The organism is Aliikangiella coralliicola, assembly GCF_007004725.1.
In the GTDB taxonomy this organism is placed as follows: domain Bacteria; phylum Pseudomonadota; class Gammaproteobacteria; order Enterobacterales; family Kangiellaceae; genus Aliikangiella; species Aliikangiella coralliicola.
In genome coordinates this window covers 19805-38458 of sequence record NZ_ML660161.1, presented here as the reverse complement: position 1 = coordinate 38458, position 18654 = coordinate 19805, and the positions used below count along the sequence as shown (strand labels likewise).

The window sequence follows — 18654 nt, the reverse complement described above, 5'->3', positions numbered from 1 at the left end:
ATTCCCTAAAATGAACTCAGATTTACTGAAATCTAACTTAAATTTTTTGAATACTTGATTTTTCAACCCCTGATTCGCCCGCTAGATTGCGGGCATTTTTTTTTGCCTGTATAGAATTTCTAGTGACGGCTTTGCTCAAAAGGGGCAAATTTATCGATGGGTAAAATCAATGCCAGAGCGTCGGTGGTAAAACAGCGATGAGGCTCCCTGAACGGGAAAGCCTCAATGTTATTTTCTTTATCCCAAATTCCGGCTCTTTAGCTTATCCCAAGCTTTTTTTCCAGATAGTGAATATTGGTGCCGCCCTTATGGAAATTCTCATCAGCCATTATTCGGCGCTGTAGCTCAATATTAGTTTTAATTCCATCAATGACGACTTCATCAAGCGCCATCTGCATTCTCGCCATAGCCACTTCACGAGTTTCCCCATAGCTGATCAACTTACCGATCATCGAATCATAGAAAGGCGGAACTTTATAACCTGAATAAATGTGAGAATCCCACCGAACACCTGGACCACCAGGGGCATGATACCGGGTAATCGTGCCGGGAGAAGGAATAAAAGTGTTAGGATCTTCAGCGTTTATTCGGCACTCGATAGAGTGGCCACGCAGTTTAATATCTTCCTGTTTGTAAGAAAGCGGCTGGCCTTCTGCAACCTTCAACTGCTCCTTAATAATATCAACGCCAGAAATCATTTCAGACACAGGATGTTCAACCTGAACCCTTGTATTCATTTCGATAAAGTAAAACTCACCTTTCTCGTACAAAAATTCAAAAGTACCCGCGCCACGATAACCAATCTCTTTACAGGCCTGAACGCATCGCTCACCGATAAAGCGGCGTTTTTCTTCAGTAATTCCAGGAGCAGGCGCTTCTTCCACCACTTTTTGATGGCGTCGTTGCATGGAACAGTCTCGCTCGCCCAGGTAGATAACATTTCCGTGATTATCTGCTAACACCTGAATTTCCACGTGTCGGGGCGTTTCGAGGAACTTTTCCATATAAACCATATCGTTATTAAACGCGGCTTTAGCTTCCGATTTAGTCATGGCAATCGCTTCAATCAAATCCTCTTCACGACGCACAACGCGCATACCGCGACCGCCGCCACCGCCAGAGGCTTTAATAATGACAGGATAAGCAATGCGCTTGGCGATAATCAGGTTTTCTTTATCATCATCTCCCAGAGGTCCGTCAGAACCAGGAACGCAAGGGACACCTGAACGCTTCATCGCGGTAATCGCTGAAACTTTATCTCCCATCAGGCGAATCGATTCTGCCGTTGGGCCGATAAAAGTAAATCCACTTCGTTCTACCTGTTCTGCGAAATCAGCATTTTCAGCTAAAAACCCATAACCAGGGTGAATCGCGACGGCGTCGGTTACTTCTGCTGCGGCAATAATTGCAGGAATATTCAGGTAACTCTCAAGTGGCGACGGCGGGCCAATGCATACAGATTCATCAGCTAATTTCACATGCATTAAGTTCTCATCCGCGGTCGAATGTACTGCCACCGTTTTAACGCCAAGTTCACGGCAAGCTCTGAGTATTCGAAGCGCTATTTCTCCGCGATTGGCAATTACAACTTTATCTAGCATCGTAGTTTCCAAAAATTAATTACATGGACAGTCAATTAACTATCCAATTGAGTATTCGTCAGTTTCATCAATTTGATGAACTCATTTAACAGGGCTTACTCGCGCCTATTCAATGATAAAAAGTGGCTCGTCAAACTCTACCGGCTCGCCATTTTCAATTAAGATAGCCTTTACCGTACCAGCGGCATCTGCTTCAATCTGGTTCATCATTTTCATCGCTTCAACAATACACAGAGTATCGCCAACTTTAACCTGGTCGCCCACCTCAACAAACGGCTTAGCGCCCGGCGAAGAAGCACTGTAGAAAGTTCCGACCATCGGCGATTTAACCTGGTGCCCAGATACTTCTTCAGCTGCAGGGGCAGCTGGTGCAGCAGCATCACTTGACGCTGCAGGTGCCGCCGCTGGAGCAGGCGCTGGTGCGGTAGAATAATGCATCGGCGCAGCAGCAATCGGTGCTGTCGCCCGACTGATTCTGACGGACTCTTCACCTTCCTTGATTTCGATTTCCGCCACACCTGACTCTTCTAATAATTCGATCAATTTTTTTACTTTTCGAATATCCATAATAACTACACCTTAAAAATTAAATTTATAAACCGTTAATCTTGTAATCGCTCAATGGCCATATCACACGCCATCAAATAACTGTTAACTCCAAAACCGGCAATCACTCCAACCGCAATATCAGAAAAATACGAATGTTGACGAAATGGTTCTCGTGAATGAGGATTGGATAAGTGAACTTCAATAAAAGGAATACCAACAGCCGCTAGCGCATCACGAATTGCGACGCTGGTGTGAGTAAATGCAGCCGGGTTAATAATAATAAAATCAACATCATTTTCTGGCGCCTTCTGAATTGAATCAACAATTTCATGCTCTGCATTCGATTGAAAGAACATTCCGCTCAAATCAGCACTTTTCAACTTCGCCAATGTAAGTTGTTCAATTTCAGGCAAAGTGGTTGCGCCGTATATTTCGGGTTCACGAGTACCTAATAAATTGAGATTTGGGCCGTTTAATATCAATACAGTCATTGAATTGGGCTGCCAGCTAACAGTGTTTGATTATTATGTTGCTAAAATACGCCAATTTCGCTTAACTGGCAAGAACACTAGCACAATGTATTTCAAATTGAGAACTCCAGCCAAAATAACCACTACAAACAAATACTGTCAATTTTTTAGCAATTTAGCGTCATTTAACCACAAGTTTCAGGATCTTCTTCTATTCAGACAAACAAATGGTACTACCAGTTGGCACGTAAGAGAGAGGCAAAACACTCAATTAGCATCCTTGCTACCGATTTTCTTGTTAGAGCTGATTGTTGCGCCAGAAATATTTAATGATGTGCGCTCTTTTTTATCATAGATGCTTCTTTTTGCGATTTTAGCGCCATTTTTATCGCATTTCGTAACATCATGGCGCCCAGAACGATTGCAGATAAGGAATAAACCCAGGAGCCTTCATGTTGGTGGGTTGATGCCGCTACCTGATAGATCTCAAATCCGAAGGCCGCAACCGCCCAATTGGTAAAATATCCGAATCCTATGCTAGCCGTTAATATCGCCGCAATATAAGCCACCAGAACGCCACTTCCCATCTCTTGTCTTATCATTCCCATTGTCGATAAATTGGTCGCCGGGCCTGCAAGCATAAACACCAGCACAGCACCAGGAGAAACGCCAGCAGCCAAAAACCCCGCGGCCAATGGTGTGGAAGCTGTCGCGCATATATACATAGGAACCCCGACCAACGCCATGACCAACATCGCCACCAGGCCGCTACCCCATTGGGTTAAAAAATCAACTGGCACCCAGGTTTTGATAATCGCAGCGATGATTAACCCCAGAAGCAGCCACTTGGTAATATCTTCAAGTAACTTGCCGCTGCTGAACTCTAGAATGCTAACGAGTCGTTGCTGTAAACTGACGGGTGGTATTGAGGCCTCTGTACTTTGAAGTTTGTCGCCATTATTTCCACTTTTGTCACAACAGCTTTCAACGGGTTGAATTTCAACTTTTTCACAACAGTCGCTAGTTGCTTGTTTATGAGCATTATTTGGCTCAGATCCCTGAATATTCTTGCCATCGGCTGTTTGTGACTGTGCTTTGGAATTGTCTGAAGTGAAAAACATCACCAATATGCCAGCATAAATCGCGCTTAAAATTGCCGAAATAGGGCGGATTATCGCCATAAACGGCCCTAACAAGGCGTAAGAAACTGAAATTGAGTCAACACCGGTTTCCGGTGTCGCGATTAAAAATGAAACACTGGCTGACTTTGAAGCACCGGCACGTCTTAATCCGACTGCGGCAGGTATGACACCACAGGAACACAAGGGGAGTGGGGCACCAATTAATGCCGCTTTTATCACCGCGCCAATACTTCCTTTTCCCATATGCTTTTTAAGCAATTCAATCGGTACCAACCATTTCATACACCCAGCAATTAGTAGTCCGAGTAACAACCAGGGCGCCGACTCTTGAAAGAGATCGAGAAAATTACTAAGAAAATCGCTAAGTGACTGATACATGGGTCAATCCTGTTTTCTTTTAAAATAGTTGGGATCTTCGAGGGTGTGCAATATCGAACAGTTCTTCGCGCTTTCCTGCCCACCGCAGCACACATCGTGTAAACTCTTTAACGCTTGCTGTATTTTCTGAAGATCTTGAATTTTAGTCTGAATTTCCGCTATTTTTTCACCGGTATAATGTTTCACTTCTTCACAGGTGTGCTGATCTTTATTGATCTGAAGATTCAGTAATCGTTTGATTTCTTTTAAGGAAAAGCCGACTTTTTTAGCATGGACAACAAAATAAAGCCGCTGTGCTTCAGTTTCGCTATAAAGACGATATCCACTCGAGGTTCGCTGTGCAGCCGCCACCAGGCCTTCGCTTTCATAAAACCTGAGCGATTCAACGGTGATACCAGCAATTTTCGCAAGCTCACCAATTTTGTAGTAATTTTTTTGCATGGGTTGAATTATAAACCCTAAAGTGAACTTCAGGGTCAAGAGAATGTTGATAATTTAACCATTTATCTTCTGTTGAGATGAAAGGTCTACAGGCAATAGCGCCTGGTTTTAATTCTCAAAATCTTGCCAAAGTTGAATTAATTGGAGATACAAATTCTCAGCTTCTTGAGTTTGACCGCACATTCGGTGGATATTTCCTAACATAACCTCCGGTGCATTGGTTTGATTGATTGGTGATTTAATATCCTCAACCAACTCATAAACCCCCTGCAAAATACGCTGTTGGTGTAACTTTTCTAATGCTAGCTCGCTGGCTAAGAGGCCTTCTCGAATACTTGGGTAATTTTCAATGGTCTCCTGTTGAGCTTTTATCTCAAAACGAATTTTTCTGGCCTGAATTATCCAACTCTCAACCGGTTGCACCGAATGCTTAATCGCGCGGGTTTCATTTTGACTCAAATATCGCCTTTCCTCAGAGCTGAACCAGAGCGCAAATAAAAGCCTGTTAATATTTTTTTGATGGTCATTTTGCAATTGAAGCAGTAATTCTCTAACCGCGGCAATTGAATAAAAGCTGGTAGAGCGCTGCCAAAAATCGGCTACTTTTTTAGAAAGCTCCAAATTCGACATCGGTATCTCTTATCGTTTTGTCTTAACTAGTTTTGCAAATAATCCAGCGCCATGTTCGCCAGCGTTTGCACGCCAAGCTTCATTCCTGATTCGTCAATATAAAAATCTGGCGTATGGTGAGCCGGCGCTTTCTCTGGCGGTACATCTACGGGGCGCCCCCCCAGGAAAAAATAGAAACCAGGCACTTCTTTGGCAAAAAAAGAAAAGTCTTCAGCACCGGTGATCGCATCAATTAGCACGACTCTGCCTTCCCCGGCCTGGCGTTTCATCGTTGGCAACATTTGCTTAACCAGCTCCGGGGTATTGTAGGTAACGGGATAACTGGAAGACATGGGTAAGTCGATTTTTACACTGGCTCCCATACTCTCAGCGACCCCCGTGGCGATTTGCCGGACTTTCTGATGAATTTTTTCTCTCATATCGGCATCCAAAGCGCGAATTGTGCCAATCATTTCGACTTCTTCAGGGATAATGTTGGAACGAACGCCACCATGAATACTTCCAATGGTAACCACAGCTGCTTGCTTGGTTAATTGCATCTGACGAGAAACAATGGTTTGCAGCGAATTGATAATCTGGCTGGAGATAACAATAGGATCAACACCATTCCAGGGGGCTGATCCATGAGTCTGTTGACCTTTCACCAAAATTCTAAAATCGTCAACACTCGCCATCATGCCACCCGGCCGATAACCAATCGTTCCCACTCGGGTCTGGGAGGAAATATGAAGACCAAAAATCGCGCTGACATCGGGGTTTTTAAGTACGCCTTCTTTGACCATTAATTCGGCGCCACCTTCTTCGCCAACTGGAACGCCTTCTTCAGCCGGTTGGAAGATAAATTTAACCGTGCCCGGAATTTTATCTCTGATTTTTGATAATACTTCAGCCACCCCCATTAAAATCGCAGTGTGGGTATCGTGACCACAGGCGTGCATCACACCCACTTTCTGTCCTGCGTATTCGGCTACCTGAGTAGATGCAAAAGGTAAATCAACCCTCTCTGTTACCGGCAATGCATCCATATCAGCTCGCAACGCCACAACTTTACCGGGTAAGCCCCCCCGTAAAATACCAACCACACCAGTGTGAGCGATCCCGGTCTTAACTTCTAATCCCAAGGAACGTAGATGCGCTGCGACGGTTTTTGCGGTTTTAAATTCACGGTTTGATAATTCGGGAAATTGATGAAAGTGACGACGCCACTTAATCACTTTATTCTCAACAGAGTCTACCAGTGAGTCTAAAGAAATATTTTGATCACGCTGTTGGCTATAAACATGATTTGCCAATAATAAAAATGGTAATACGGTAACCGCGGTAAAAAATTGTTTGGCGCTTAATTTCATCTTCTTTTTTTCCTTTTCTCATTCCATTCACAGCATACTGGTTTAAACATTACTGCTCAAGCAGTAAACTATAGTCAATATTTTTACCAATAGTTGCCGGAAAATGACAGAGAGTATTATTTCGCACGAACAGGCATTAATTCAAACGCCTCGGTTAACATTGCGCCCAATGCGAACGACTGATGCTAGAAGAGTCTATGATTACCGCAATCAACCGGCGGTATCAATATTCCAGGGCTGGACGCCCGAAAACCAACAGGAAGTCGCAAATTATGCAACAGGAATGCGCGAGCGGCCCGTCGGCGCGCCAGGTTTTTGGTATCAAGTAATTCTTCAATTAAACCCGGAGGAATTCAATAATCTCGATATCAAAAGTGCGGAGAATGAATCAGGTGGTATTGTCGGTGATGTCGCTTTTTGTATTGAAACAGATACACAAAAACAGGCGGAACTTGGCATTGCTCTGGATACGGCTTTTCAGCGAAAAGGACTGGCATCTGAGGCAATCACCGGCCTGGTCGATTTTCTTTTTAATCAATTCGATTTGCATCGAATCCACGTCTCAATTGATGCACGTAACCAGGCGTCGATGAAATTATTTGAAAAAAGTGGCTTTCGCTTAGAAGGGCATTTAAAACAATCGGTCTTTTTTAAAGGTGAGTGGTGTGATGACATCATCATGGGTCTATTAAAAACAGAATGGATGGCGCGTTCATAAATAACCAAAACTCAGCATCGACCGATATCATATAATTTTGAATTAAATTGATAACTCGAAAAAAACTTCTGCTTTTGTTGTTCTTTTTCCACGACAGAGCCCGATAACAATACAATGTTAACCTGACTATCATCGTCGAATGATAAATTGCATTTTTCTATTCTATTCGAAAACGCTTGTTCTAACAGGTTTAGTTGAGTAAGGGTACTGATAACACGAAAAAGGATCAGCTGGCTATGGTTGTCTCCAACTTCGATCAGCTCTGGCCATTCTTGTTGCTGAATAAATTGTGAAATGCTAACAACCAGTTGCGCATCATATTGTAACTGACAAGCGTCAAGCAGGGCATAACTGGTATGAAGCTTAGCCACTATGTCCTGTTTTTTTGAGTACTTGTTATCAAGAAAAAATTCAATCAAGGTCTTTGTTAACGACTCAACCGTTAAATTGAAATAATCTATTTGATGCCATAATGTTGCGTAAATAAAACTTGATAGTACTTGAGCGTTGATTCGGTGATCCGCCAGCGGCAAACGATTTTCTCTTGTGGCAGTTGTCTCATCGTATTGGCGTTTTGCTAAACCCATTAATTTATTGACTAACGTCGCCTCAAGGATTTGCGCCTGTTTAAAATGAATACCAGCTTGAGCGGCAGCCTTCACAAGCGGCAACTTAAAACTGATCAAATTGCTCTTGCCCTGATCGAGTTGAGTTTTCTTAATTAATGCCAACAACAAGGACATTTCGTTATCGTCCAGACTTGATGACAATAACTCGCCACTAAAGTTGAAAGGTAGCTGATCCGGTTGATAAGACAACTCGTTAATCAGGCTTTTTTTCTGTCTATCAAACAAGTGTTGGTGAATTGACTTTAGTAAATTAACGCCCTGAAAAATAAGCTCGCCGTCAAAAAATGTTTTGCCTGCACAAAGAAAGTATTCCGCTAAAACAGCATTACGCAATGCAGAGAAAACCAGCTTACCCTCTCGTTCGAAATAGAAGCCGCCATGAATGGAGTCGATGAGTAAGTGACTCAGAAATTTTTGACAGTCTAGCTGATAAAGGTCTTTTTCTTTTTGTGAATGCGTTAATGGCAGATCGGCAAATTTTGTTAGTCGGCGCTGGTGATTAATTAGCTGAAGGGAAATTTCGTGTGAACAGGAGTTAATATCAAACAACATAAATGATAGTCAGTTTAATTTTGCTCTTTGACAACAGACCTGGTCACGACCTTTTTCTTTGGCGCGATAGAGTGCTTGATCCGCTCGGGCAAACACCGCTTTTGGCGTATCGTTATTTTCAAACTCGGCAATCCCGAAAGACATAGCAACCTGTATGATAAGCGCTTCAAATTCAACCTTAACGTCTTTCACTCCCTGGCGTAGTTTATTAATTGCTTTAGTCGCATCAACCAACGAAGTTTCGGGCAACAAAATCACAAACTCTTCACCACCAAAGCGCGCAATAAAATCAGATTCTCTTAAGCCGTTTTGCAAGAACAAGGCGACCACTCGAAGTACTTCATCTCCAGCAGTATGCCCATACTCATCATTAACTTTCTTAAAGTAATCGATATCACCAACCACCAAACTTAACGGACTTCGATATCGACGCCAACGATTGTATTCCTGGGTGAGTCGTTCGTTATAAGAATAACGATTAGGAAGTTGTGTCAATGGATCAGTTTGCGCTCTGACTCTTTGTGCAGCCAGATCATCGCGCAATCGTGATGATTCATCTTCGGTCGCTCTAAGTTGTTCACGCAAGTTAACCATATTTTGGTTGAGCTGTTGTTGATTGGCAGCTTGTGCTTCGCAAAAAGAGTTAACACGGGAGACAATCGAATCCATTTTTTGAAACAAGCTTTGCTTAACTTCGGTCAATGAGCTAGAGGCTTCAAAACTATCTTTAATTTCAGTCACACTATTTTGAAGATCAAGATCCAGTTGGTTGCTCTGCGCTGTCACCTGTTGACTATAATTGACGGTGCCATCGATAAATTCGTTAACGCGATCAATTCTTTTATTCAGCGACTTGAGGAATTTTTCAAACTGTTCGTGTTCATGACCGCTGACTTCAACAAAAGCACTGGTAATCAATTCCAGAATATCAGCTAAATCGGTAATCTTCTCCAGCTGGACAACTTTCTCCGTCAGCTTGACTGCCAATTCCGAATACTTATCCATAACAGATAATTGATCAACCAAGTGTAGCAATGAGGACTTTAGTTCTTCTGACAACCAATGTTCATCTTCAGAAACAGCCGGTTGATTTTGTACTTTGTTAAGTTCCGTTTTATTTCGTTTGAATAATCGCCCCAATAATCCGGGCTCAGATTTTTCATTTTGCTGGGCTTGCTGTAAAAATTTTTGAATGGCATCGACGATATTATTTGCGACTGCTGCTGCATCCATATTTTCTGACTGTCGCTGCATTGATTTTAATGTTTTCTTCAATTTCGCCGGCAACCGCTGGGATAATAACAGCTTTAACAAATCAACTTCTTGCTCAGCAACTTCAACTTTTTCTGACTCAGTCGTATCTTCTAAGGTACGTAGCGTCTTGCTAATTTTATCGACCAGTTGATTAATTTCTTCGTGATTTGCATCAGACTTAATTGCTTTTCGTAACTCATTGAGCCTGCCGTCCATTTCAGGCGACAGTCCCATGCCGATATAACTTAGGCGAGCGATACTGCGTTTTAACTCATTGAGTGAGTGAGTTTCTTGCGGGGTTCCAATTTCTGTCATAGCACTATTTCTGTCATAGCAAATGTTCTTAGTTCTGATCTCGCGGTTACTCCCGAGCGAATAAAACTCTGCATGAACCGGAAAGACAGATAAACAGGTTCTAATTCAGATAATGCTCAGGCAGCGACTTGATATTTTGTAATTGTTCCGGAATTTCAATTTCAATGGCTATTGGCAAATGATCAGACACGCCTAAATCCATCACTTCGCAGCTCACAATTCTTAAACCTTCGCTAACCCATATTTGATCAAAGTGATACTTGGGTTTCCACCGTGGAAAGGTAGGCTGGCAACTATTACCGGCCTGTACAGCTAGTCCCTGCTTGGCAAATTCAGCCTGCGCCTGCGAATGGCGACAATTCATATCGCCCATAATAATAAAATAAGGATAGTCAATCACCAGCTCGCTAATATAAGCCAGTTGCTTGCGTCTGGCCTTGGGGCTCAACGCTAAATGGACTGACAATACTAGTAATTGACTATCGCCATGCCCAAAAGTTGCCTGTAATGCGCCTCTACCTGCGATTCTACCAGGTAGCTTATGATGAATAATATGATCCACCGGATGTTTCGCGAGTAATCCATTCGAATGGGCAGCCAATTTACCGAAATGCCGATTTTGTTGATGGTGCCAGTGTGGAAAGCCACCTTTTTGCGCTAGAAAAGCGACCTGATTGATATAGTGTGTTCGAATGCTGCCGGCATCAACTTCCTGCAAGGCAACAATGTCATACTCGGAAAGCCAGTGTGCAATCTCAGTTAAATTAGCCTGTCGGCGCGAATCCGGTAGTATATGCCGCCAGCTCTGGGTGACATAGTCTCGATACCCCTGGCTGCCGATGCCAACCTGCACGTTATAACTCAATAGCTTTAGCCGGCTATCAGCTTCGTAGTTAAATTTAGTTAAATCTTCTGCAGTGTTTATAGGTTTTACCATAGTCTTGTGGTTTGCTAATTAGGACTCTTACCCAGTAAATGCTCAATGATAGCCATTAATCGAGGTAAGCTCTTCGCCGAATTCGCATCCGTTATATAGCTTTCCCTAATAATAATAGTCGGAACCTGAGAAATGGAAAACGAATTAGCCCGTTTTCGGTAGTTTTTTTCCGTCTGCCAGATTTTAGATTCATCAAGCCGCGGCATCTCATTAATATTATACCGCTGCTTTATCCACTCTATGGAGGCGGGCAAATCACTAAAAACACTGCAATCTTCTATACATTGGCGATAAAGTTCATCCTGAGAAGGTAATTGCACAGAACCTTCTAATTGCTCTAACATTGGTTGGAGATAAGCTTGGGGCCGCCAACTAAGATACGCCACCAATGGCGTTCTTCTGACGGTCAATTCAGACCGTGTTTGTAAGTATTCGCTTAACGCTTGCTCTGTTTGTTGGCAAGGTTCACAACCGTACCAATAGAAAATTTCAATATCAACCACCTGTTGTAGTTGATCGAGTTCGATAGCGTTATCAATGGAAGCGTTTTGTAATAAACGGTAGTCGACCCCTTCAATAAAATTGTCAGGTTGATCGTTATTGGCTAACTGGTTAGCAGTCACAGATTCGCTAGCTTTGACGACTTGCACTGACAACAGCGGAGTAGCAAGCAGAAAGGTGAAGAGGAACAGTTTAGGAATTAATGACAAACTCACAGACTCTTATTTTTTGATTAGGAGAGTAACGGAGTTCAGATTATACGCATAAGCGACATTTGATAAAGACCCATAAATGAGAAAAGCGACAAAAAGTCGCTTTTCTTCGGATATTTGCCTAAGCCGGTTGTCTAAGCCAATCAGTGTAGGCCGACCAAATATTGGGATAAGGCTTCTATTTGCTGATCGCTCATTTTAGCAACAATATCACGCATAACACTGTTCAAATCGTTGTCGCGCGAACCATCTCTGAAAGCTAACAACTGCGCTTTTGTATATCCAGGGTGTTGTCCACCTAATGCCGGAAATCCAGCAGCAGGCATACCTTGACCTTTTGGACCATGACAAGCAATACAGGCTGGAATATCTCTATCGGCATCTCCACCGCGATACAAACGCTGACCTAATTGAATATATTCATCATTTACCGCAGCATGCTGAACCTTTTGCGAAGCATAAAAAGCTGCAACATGCTCGATGTCTTCATCAGACAGCATGCTAGCCATTGGTGCCATAGTCGCATTTTTGCGCGCACCAGACTTAAACTCTTTCAACTGCTTAACCAGATACTTTTCGCTTTGTCCCGCTAATTTTGGATTGATCGCCAGGGGACTATTTCCATCAGGACCATGGCAACTGGCGCAAGTGACCGATTTTTCTTTTCCCTTTGCGGCATCCCCAGCTGAAACACTTCCCGCAAAAACGACAGCCAATACTAAGCCTATTGTTCTATTCATTATTATACCTTTGATGATAGAGATCTCTTATAACGTGCCTGATAGCAATTAATGGATATTTTCTATTCAGTTGACCCCGGAATTTTCAATAATCCTTGATTAGCAGTAGCATTGATAACCTTGGGTCGATAAACTTATACTCTAGATACTTGTTAACCCTTGGTCATCGACTGAATCGATTATTAACAAATGCAGTTATTAATCATTTCGATTATCAGCTAACCATTTTGCTATCTGGCCAGAATGCGTGAATTATAGGCAAACCAGATATAAAAAGCCACAGCTCATGAAGAATACTAACAACAATCCGTTTCGAGTCGCTCGTTATCTAATGGGCGCAGCCAAGCTGTCTCAACTGCCGCCTGATCAGGGAGTGGAAGTTGCTCTCGCTGGCCGCTCAAACGCAGGAAAATCAACGGCTTTAAACGCTATTACTGATCAAAAAAACTTGGCAAAGACCAGTAAAACCCCAGGACGAACTCAATTAATCAATCTTTTTCGGTTGGATGATGACAGCCGTATTACCGATTTACCTGGTTATGGTTTTGCCAAAGTCTCAAAAGATATAAAGGAGCAATGGCAAACGACACTCAGCACCTATTTGCAAGAGCGGCTTTGTTTACAGGCTCTGGTTGTGTTTATGGATATTCGCCACCCGTTAAAAGAAACCGATAAACAAATGATTCAATGGGCGGTTAGTGCAGACCTGCCAGTACATGTCGTTTTGAGTAAAGCAGATAAATTAAAGTCCGGCGCACGCAAAACAGCCTTGCTCTCGGTTAATAAACATCTTGCCAGAATATCAGAAAAAATAACCAGTCAGATCTTTTCAGCAACCCATAAAATAGGTTTGGAAGAATTAATTAACAAACTTAAGGTCTGGTATGGTTTTGTTAATCAAGATGAAATATTAGCGTCATTAAATCAGCAAACCGAATCAAAGAACTGACATTTATCGGCTTAGTTCTACCCGCACACAGTAACTTATTAATTGTCACTAAGGAAAACATCAATGTCTTTAACTGTCGCAATCAATGGCTTTGGTCGTATGGGCCGACTGTTTTTTCGCACACTTTGGGATACACCTGGCATCGAAATCGTCCACATCAATGAACCTGAGGGTACCATTGAATGCAGTGCTCACTTATTGGAATTTGATTCGGTACATGGGAAGTTTTTGCCCGAACAAATTACCGTTGAAGACACTTCAATTTTAATCGGCAACAAACGAGTCAAACACACCCAGCATGACAATATGAGTGAAACCGACTGGAACAAGGTGGATCTGTTAGTTGACTGTAGTGGTAAATACCGAAAAACCGCACTGTTTAACCCGGTTTTCAATCAAGGTGTGAAAAAAATTCTGGTGTCATGCCCGGTTAAAGATGAAGGGACCTTAAATATCGCTTACGGCGTTAATCACCAGCTTTACGAACATGAAAAAAACCACCTGGTGACAGCAGCATCTTGCACCACCAATTGTCTGGCACCGGTGATCAAAGTATTACTGGAAAATTTTGGTATCGAACAAGGCGCGATGACCACCATTCACGATATCACCAATACACAGCGGATTATCGACAGCGCGCATAAAGATTTGCGCCGCGCTCGTTCATGTGGTGAATCATTGATCCCGACTTCATCCGGTTCCACTACCGCGATTATGAAAATATTTCCAGAGCTGGAAGGTAAGCTTAATGGTCTGGCTGTTCGAGTGCCAACCGTTAACGCATCAATTGTTGATCTGGTTGTTAAAACCAGTCGAACAACATCCGTAGAAGAAGTTAATGATGCTTTTGAAAAAGCTGCAAAAAATGAACTGAATACCATTCTCGGTTATGAAACTCGGCCGCTGGTATCGGTTGATTATAAAGATGATAAACGCTCAGGTATTGTTGATGCCTTATCAACCCAGGTCACTCAGGGCGACATGGTTAAAGTCATCGCCTGGTATGATAATGAAATCAACTACGTTGAGCGAATGAAAGACATAACTTTGATGATCGCAGAAAAAATAGCAGAGTAGTCACTCTGAATATGTCACCACCAGGTGGCATATTACTTAAGTGCCACATTAACTAAAATGACAACAATAAAATGAGTGCCATAAAAAGCTACGCGACTGTTACCGCAGCCTATTGGGGATTTACTCTCACCGACGGTGCCCTGCGCATGTTGGTTGTTTTGTATTTTCATCAACTAGGCTACGCCGCTTTAGATATTGCATTTCTTTTTCTTTTTTACGAATTTTTTGGCATTGTCACCAATCTTTTCGGCGGCTGGCTGGCTGCGCGCTTTGGCCTGAACAAAACGCTTTTTTCCGGCCTTATTTTACAAATTCTTGCGCTCTATTTACTCAGTCTGGAAAACTACCTTTCGGTTCCTTACGTTATGGCAGCTCAAGCGATTTCCGGGATAGCCAAAGATCTCAATAAAATGAGCGCCAAAAGTAGCCTCAAATTACTGGTTCCTGAAGATACCCAGGGCCAATTATTCAAATGGGTCGCCATTTTAACCGGTTCAAAGAATACCTTAAAAGGTGTTGGCTTCTTTTTGGGCGGGTTACTATTATCCTGGCTGGGCTATCAGGCGGCTTTACTTAGTATGGCAGGCGGTCTCGTGGCAATTTTTATCGTTTGTGCATTATTACTACCAGCCGATTTAGCGCCCCAAAAATACAAAGTGAAAATTAAGCACTTATTTTCCAAAAGCGAGTCGATTAATCGCTTATCAGCCGCACGATTTTTTCTTTTTGGTGCCAGAGATATCTGGTTTGTTGTCGCACTACCAGTATTTTTACAGGCATCACTTCTGTGGACTCACGCCGAAGTAGGCATTTTAATGGCAGTCTGGGTTATCCTTTACGGATTGGTTCAATCATCCACTCCTAGAGCTTTGGGTTTTAAAAAACCAGAACACGCACCAGATGGCCAGACCGCAGCCAAAGCCGTTGGTATCTTATTGATTGCACCAGTCTTAATGATCATTGCCGCTAAGCTTGGCGTTGATATGACCGTGGTTATTATTGGCGGATTATTGTCTTTTGCGGTCATTTTTGCAGTCAATTCCGCTATACATTCTTATTTGGTGCTCGCTTATTCAACCAAAGACGACGTTTCTTTAGATGTTGGTTTTTATTACATGTCGAATGCTGCCGGGCGTCTGGTAGGAACCTTACTCTCTGGACTGATCTACCAATGGTGCGGGTTTATCGCCTGTATTACCGGATCAGCGATAATGATTGGTGCTTGCGCTTTGATTTCCCTTAAGCTCAAAAGCTTAGAAAAAGGGTGAAATAGCGATAGTAGGCGCCAACAAACTCTGCTCAGTGCTATCTATTCAATTAACCAGCTCATTCACCCTAGTACAGCTGGGGTTAGTTAGCATTAACAAAACTGGGCAAAATAGTCTGCTGTAAAATGGCTCGTATATCACGTCCTGAAGTTTGCCCATCAAGATAGGCACTGCCTGTCATCGCAATAACCAGCTCAATTTCTGGAAAAACAAAAATATACTGGCCGCCATAACCGTTCGCCGAATAGCTTTTGAAAGTTTGCTGCCCAACATGATATTCATTCATCCACCACTGGTAGCCATAACCAAAAGATCCCGATTCATTTAAATTGACTCTTTGCGTGGTGGACCGAGCCACCCAGTCTTCAGAAATAATTCGAGCCCCATTCCAGACGCCGCCATCCAGAAATAACTGGCCAAATTTAGCCATATCTCGAGTGGTCAGATAGAGTGCACTTCCAGTATGTAATTGATTATCAAGACTCCAATAATCGAACTTGGTGATGTTAAGCGGTATGAGCAAGTGTTCTCTTAAAAAATCAGCCACACTCATACCACTCGCCAACTGCAAAATTCGACCGATACCAAAGGATATGCCGGTTGAATAAGCGAAAGTGGTTCCCGGCTCAGTCGCCATCGGTCGCTCCAGCAAAAAACGAATGGGATCAAGCGCATTATTCATCTGACTGTTGAGGTTAGTCGAATCCAGGTAGCTGACATTCCATTCATCCCAGTTATAACCCGATTGCATATTTAGCCAATGCTCTAAAGTAATTGAGGCTTTAGATTCACTCCAGTTGGCCAGCGGTTGTTTGTGTTGGAAAAAATCATGAACGGGAACGTCAACGCCCGTAATAAGGTTTTGGTCGATAGCAATACCAATCAATGCCGAGGTATAACTTTTTGTCACCGAATTGATCACGTGTAAATCGATATCCTGATTACTCGCCCAGCCGTCAGCAAAATCCAACGAAGTTCTCAATTGCTCTTCGAGTACTAATTGACCATTATGCGCAATGACCAACGAATCAATATACAAATAACCCGGAAACTTATTTTGAATATTTTTGATTAAGATTTCTAAAGCCGTCGGATCAATATTCAGCTGGTCTAAATCTCCAACCTGCCACCCATCACCTATGTCCAGCGGCGGGCTATATTTGTACTCAACCGGCGGCGTCTGTGTTTGATCACCCGACGAACCGCCACCGCACCCGGACAACCAGACAGCTACGCAAACACAAAGCACCCAGTTAACGATAACAGATGTTTTTTTCATTGTGTTCACCTCTCAATTATTTAGGTATGACAATAGATCTGTCCGACAACACACTGAACGCAATCGCTTTTCTGATTATTTTCTAACATATCTCGTGGTTTTATTTTTCTCAAGCATCGCACTGCAATAGTTTGCAAATTCAACAAAATTCTCTGTAAACTTTAGGCCGTATTTAGCTATCGAGTCTAAATCAAGTAGTGATTTTGCAATCGATTCAAGAAAAAGCAGGTAATCAATGAACGAAGTTATCGAAGCACTCAAAGAAGCCGCAATTACCCAGACAATTCCTCTGGATTTGCCCGATGAAGACGACCTGGTCGAAATCGAAGAGCAGTTGTTGCTACCAATACCTGCCGCGCTTAAAACCTTTCTGTTAAATGTAAGTGATCTGGTATGTGGTTCGATTGAACCGGTGACGGTGTGCGATCCCCACGCTCATACTCACTTGCCGGAAGTGACTGCCGAGGCCTGGGCCCAAGGTCTGCCAAGAGATTTGATGCCTATTTGTCAGACGAATCATTGTTACTACTGTATTAACCAGGAGGGAAATATTTTATCCTGGCAACACGGCGAGTTTGGCGATGAGCAATGGGAAGATATCTGGGAGTGGGCGGAAGATGTCTGGATTAAGAGCTAGTCTGGATTAAAAGTTAGTCTGGCTTAGTAGTTAACCCACCTGAAATTCACCCAGATTTAAACTCCGCCTGACTTTTTTGTGTCTGTCGATTCTCTTTAAGCTCAGCCTCTTTAAGCCCAGGCTCTTTAGGCCCACGATAATAAGTCCCAAATATCCAGTCACCAATTGGAAAGGTAATATTAAAATTATTATGCGCCATACAGTCTAGCCGATGATGATCCTGGTGTAATTGCCTTAGCGATTTTAGAAAAGGCAGCCGATAAATCCAGGAGTCGCTGCGCACGTGATAAGTTGTATGCAGAATTTCATAAAGCGCAAAATAACTAAACGCCGTCACCACAAACAGATAACAGATATTAGCGGTAAACAGCAAACGGATCAGCAAGCCAGCGGGCAACGCAAAAAACACCAGGAAAAACGCAATTAACATTGGCGGAAATAATACCGCTTTAAAATCGCGCGTTGAGTCAAACCGCATAAATTGATCGGTAAAAAAGATATGGTGTTGGGTAGCATGTCTTTTATAAATAATATCCAGCCCTTTGAAGGGGCGGTGCATGGGACCTTTATGCACAAAGTATTCAACCAGGTTCGCATAAATAAATGTTATCGGAATGGTAAGATATTCCCAGCTAGTCACTGATTCCAGTTGAGAAATAGCGATTATCACGATACCGATGGCAAAAGTTAGTGTAAAACTTAAATGCAGCCAGCCTTTGTAACTCGCACTAATCTGTGTCTCTCGATAATTACGCCGAAATGCCTGATTTTGTTCAAGATTGTTAGGATTCATAATTTTGACAAACTCTATTTTGAAAGAGAAAACTTTTCGTTTAATTTAAACCGACACTAGGAATAGCATAACCAACAAAATGCCTTTTTTATTGTCTTTAAGTGACGAATTTTTAACTCAATCCGCCAGATTAATCTCTATTTCGTTGTCTGCAAGTTCTGGGTAGATTAAGTTGAGATAGAGCAACCAGGGGCAGGTATCCTCACTTCCTGCTTTCTGATATTGATTCAGCT

19 protein-coding genes are annotated in these 18654 nt (G+C 42.7%); 5 read left to right on the top strand and 14 right to left on the bottom strand.

From position 1 onward, the window contains the following. Window positions 1-257: 257 nt before the first annotated feature. From accC to FLL46_RS03165, 7 genes are all read right to left on the bottom strand, one after another. The gene (accC, locus tag FLL46_RS03195; protein ID WP_142891998.1) at window positions 258-1601 is read right to left on the bottom strand and encodes an acetyl-CoA carboxylase biotin carboxylase subunit; all 1344 of its coding nucleotides are present in this window, start codon (window positions 1599-1601) and stop codon (window positions 258-260) included. A gap of 105 nt (window positions 1602-1706) precedes the next feature. Continuing rightward, entirely contained in the window at window positions 1707-2168 is a 462-nt protein-coding gene (gene accB, locus FLL46_RS03190) for an acetyl-CoA carboxylase biotin carboxyl carrier protein (protein ID WP_142891997.1), read from the bottom strand. 35 nt (window positions 2169-2203) lie between these two features. Then, on the bottom strand, window positions 2204-2641 hold the full coding sequence (aroQ, locus tag FLL46_RS03185; RefSeq protein ID WP_142891996.1) for a type II 3-dehydroquinate dehydratase: 438 nt from the start codon (window positions 2639-2641) through the stop codon (window positions 2204-2206). Between the two features lie 305 nt (window positions 2642-2946). After that, the gene (locus FLL46_RS03180; RefSeq protein WP_142891995.1) at window positions 2947-4140 is read right to left on the bottom strand and encodes an SO_0444 family Cu/Zn efflux transporter; all 1194 of its coding nucleotides are present in this window, start codon (window positions 4138-4140) and stop codon (window positions 2947-2949) included. 3 nt (window positions 4141-4143) lie between these two features. After that, window positions 4144-4581: a Zn(2+)-responsive transcriptional regulator gene (zntR, locus tag FLL46_RS03175; protein WP_142891994.1), complete on the bottom strand. Its 438-nt coding sequence runs from the start codon at window positions 4579-4581 to the stop codon at window positions 4144-4146. 108 nt (window positions 4582-4689) lie between these two features. Then, window positions 4690-5211, bottom strand: coding sequence for a TIGR02444 family protein (locus FLL46_RS03170; protein WP_142891993.1), 522 nt, complete (start codon window positions 5209-5211; stop codon window positions 4690-4692). A 26-nt stretch (window positions 5212-5237) separates the two neighbouring features. Then, entirely contained in the window at window positions 5238-6560 is a 1323-nt protein-coding gene (locus tag FLL46_RS03165; RefSeq protein WP_142891992.1) for an amidohydrolase, read from the bottom strand. 103 nt (window positions 6561-6663) lie between these two features. On the opposite strand from FLL46_RS03165, the gene FLL46_RS03160 reads away from it, so the two are divergent. Further along, window positions 6664-7278 (top strand): GNAT family N-acetyltransferase, encoded by a 615-nt coding sequence (locus FLL46_RS03160; protein ID WP_142891991.1) that lies wholly within the window; start codon window positions 6664-6666, stop codon window positions 7276-7278. Window positions 7279-7289: 11 nt separating this feature from the next. On the opposite strand, the gene FLL46_RS03155 is transcribed toward FLL46_RS03160, so the two are convergent. The 5 genes from FLL46_RS03155 to FLL46_RS03135 all read right to left on the bottom strand — a co-directional run bounded on the left by FLL46_RS03155 (window position 7290) and on the right by FLL46_RS03135 (window position 12418). Continuing rightward, complete coding sequence (locus tag FLL46_RS03155; RefSeq protein ID WP_142891990.1) at window positions 7290-8459, bottom strand: hypothetical protein; 1170 nt, start codon at window positions 8457-8459, stop codon at window positions 7290-7292. 9 nt (window positions 8460-8468) lie between these two features. Then, window positions 8469-10028, bottom strand: a complete 1560-nt coding sequence (locus tag FLL46_RS03150; protein ID WP_142891989.1) for a GGDEF domain-containing protein — start codon at window positions 10026-10028, stop codon at window positions 8469-8471. 100 nt (window positions 10029-10128) lie between these two features. Further along, complete coding sequence (locus tag FLL46_RS03145; RefSeq protein WP_142891988.1) at window positions 10129-10965, bottom strand: endonuclease/exonuclease/phosphatase family protein; 837 nt, start codon at window positions 10963-10965, stop codon at window positions 10129-10131. Window positions 10966-10979: 14 nt separating this feature from the next. After that, window positions 10980-11615, bottom strand: coding sequence for a thioredoxin domain-containing protein (locus FLL46_RS03140; protein ID WP_142891987.1), 636 nt, complete (start codon window positions 11613-11615; stop codon window positions 10980-10982). Between the two features lie 206 nt (window positions 11616-11821). Further along, window positions 11822-12418, bottom strand: a complete 597-nt coding sequence (locus FLL46_RS03135; protein WP_142891986.1) for a c-type cytochrome — start codon at window positions 12416-12418, stop codon at window positions 11822-11824. 286 nt (window positions 12419-12704) lie between these two features. Between FLL46_RS03135 and yihA the strand changes: the two genes are divergently transcribed. The 3 genes from yihA (at window position 12705) to arsJ (ending at window position 15712) form a co-directional block, all read left to right on the top strand. After that, window positions 12705-13367, top strand: a complete 663-nt coding sequence (yihA, locus tag FLL46_RS03130) for a ribosome biogenesis GTP-binding protein YihA/YsxC (protein ID WP_142891985.1) — start codon at window positions 12705-12707, stop codon at window positions 13365-13367. A gap of 63 nt (window positions 13368-13430) precedes the next feature. Further along, entirely contained in the window at window positions 13431-14444 is a 1014-nt protein-coding gene (locus FLL46_RS03125) for an ArsJ-associated glyceraldehyde-3-phosphate dehydrogenase (protein ID WP_142891984.1), read from the top strand. 71 nt (window positions 14445-14515) lie between these two features. Next, on the top strand, window positions 14516-15712 hold the full coding sequence (gene arsJ, locus FLL46_RS03120; RefSeq protein ID WP_142891983.1) for an organoarsenical effux MFS transporter ArsJ: 1197 nt from the start codon (window positions 14516-14518) through the stop codon (window positions 15710-15712). A gap of 82 nt (window positions 15713-15794) precedes the next feature. Here the strand turns inward: arsJ and FLL46_RS03115 are convergent, their stop codons facing one another. Next, the gene (locus tag FLL46_RS03115; RefSeq protein ID WP_142891982.1) at window positions 15795-16991 is read right to left on the bottom strand and encodes a serine hydrolase domain-containing protein; all 1197 of its coding nucleotides are present in this window, start codon (window positions 16989-16991) and stop codon (window positions 15795-15797) included. Between the two features lie 235 nt (window positions 16992-17226). Here FLL46_RS03115 and FLL46_RS03110 point away from each other — a divergent pair, with 235 nt between their 5' ends. Beyond that, complete coding sequence (locus FLL46_RS03110) at window positions 17227-17628, top strand: SMI1/KNR4 family protein (protein WP_142891981.1); 402 nt, start codon at window positions 17227-17229, stop codon at window positions 17626-17628. Between the two features lie 46 nt (window positions 17629-17674). Here FLL46_RS03110 and FLL46_RS03105 read toward each other — a convergent pair whose 3' ends face one another. Then, window positions 17675-18421, bottom strand: a complete 747-nt coding sequence (locus FLL46_RS03105) for a sterol desaturase family protein (protein ID WP_142891980.1) — start codon at window positions 18419-18421, stop codon at window positions 17675-17677. Between the last annotated feature and the right edge of the window lie 233 nt (window positions 18422-18654).